1 protein-coding gene and 1 pseudogene are annotated in these 1,239 nt (G+C 45.0%); both read right to left on the bottom strand.

Annotated elements, in window-relative coordinates; translation table 11 throughout:
- Positions 1-362, bottom strand: a pseudogene (locus ACTHS3_RS13630) (hypothetical protein); the annotation flags it as partial.
- 255 nt (positions 363-617) lie between these two features.
- The gene (locus ACTHS3_RS13625) at positions 618-1,157 is read right to left on the bottom strand and encodes a hypothetical protein (protein WP_070608820.1); all 540 of its coding nucleotides are present in this window, start codon (positions 1,155-1,157) and stop codon (positions 618-620) included.
- Positions 1,158-1,239 lie beyond the last annotated feature (82 nt).

The following is a 1,239-nucleotide window of genomic DNA, read 5'->3' as shown; positions in this document are numbered from 1 at the left end:
TCTAAAAAAAGGCTGACTTCATTGTTCAGAAAGAATCGGTCTCGTTTATTGAATTTTTCATAAACCAAATAGAAACGGCCCGGTTGGACAAATAGTTTTTTATTGGCACTATTGCCTTTAAATGATCGTTTTGCCGCCCAATCGCGAACTTTTGGGGAGAATTGTTCAAAAGCAGGATTCGCAAAATTCGGTTTAATGGGCTTCCCGCTTAAATTGTGTTTGTCCAGCAGGTCAGGGCCTTCATATTCAATATGATTGCTGTTACGGGCAAGAATCAGTAATGCAAAAGTTGCTGTAAATACGGCTGTTTGTGCAGCCCTTGCTTTTACCGTACTGGATTTCCGGATAATCATCAAATTCATGCTGCTGGTTGTAGTATCGTCAGAATAACTATTGTGTATTCGGTCAATGACGGTCAGGTTTCCCGAGCGTGTTTTGATGGTGTGGCTGGCAACTTCCGTATAATTTTTCTTGTATTCGGCTTCTGCCTTTTCTTCAGGGGATAAAGGCGTTTTAGACGTCGAAGAACATGCGGTAAATGTGAAGAAAATCAGGGTAAGTAAGATGATTTTTTTCATTATGGTTATTCGTCTAATTGATGAAATATTTTTAATGGTTTACACCTTCAAAACCAATTTCCGATAAATCCACTCTCCGGCAAATAAGATTCCCATTAACACATACGACACAATGCCTGTATAAGCCGCCCACCAATCGTAATATTGCAAGCCTGCCAAAATGGCGGCGGTTGCGCCGTTGAAGATAAAGAACGCGCACCAGATTTTCGTAACACGACGGGTGTGCAGCACGCCTTCGGGCGGCAGGTCGGGATGTTGCAGTCGGGCGAGGCGTTCGATAACCGTTTGTTTGGCAAACAGGCTGCCGCCGAAAGCGGCAAGCATCAGTGCATTGACGGCGACGGGATACCAGTACATCGAATCGGGTCGTCTGAAAATCAGTACAGCGGCAAAAAAGGCGGTGAGGATAATCGCTGTAATACGTTGGGCTGTGGTTTGCGGCATGGCAGCGCGTATCAGCCATAATACACACATGACCGCTGCAAGCCAGAAAAATGCGCCGTTTTCCCTGCCGTAATACCATAGAAGCGGATAGGCGAGGCTGGCGAGGGTCAGTAGGAGTTTTCCTAATATTTTCATGGTTATGATTGATTTTCAGACGGCCTTGCGGATTGACAAGGCCGTCTGAAAATATGCTGATTCAAAGCGGAATCAGGAATCT

It is taken from the genome of Neisseria sp. P0009.S007, from assembly GCF_051962515.1.
The sequence above is the reverse complement of the archived record's forward strand: the minus strand, read 5'-3'. Positions and strand labels throughout refer to the sequence as shown.

Coding starts and splice junctions, on each gene's coding strand:
- ACTHS3_RS13625 (WP_070608820.1), bottom strand. CDS start 1,157: ATGAAAATATTAGGAAAACTCCTACTGACCCTCGCCAGCCTCGCCTAT.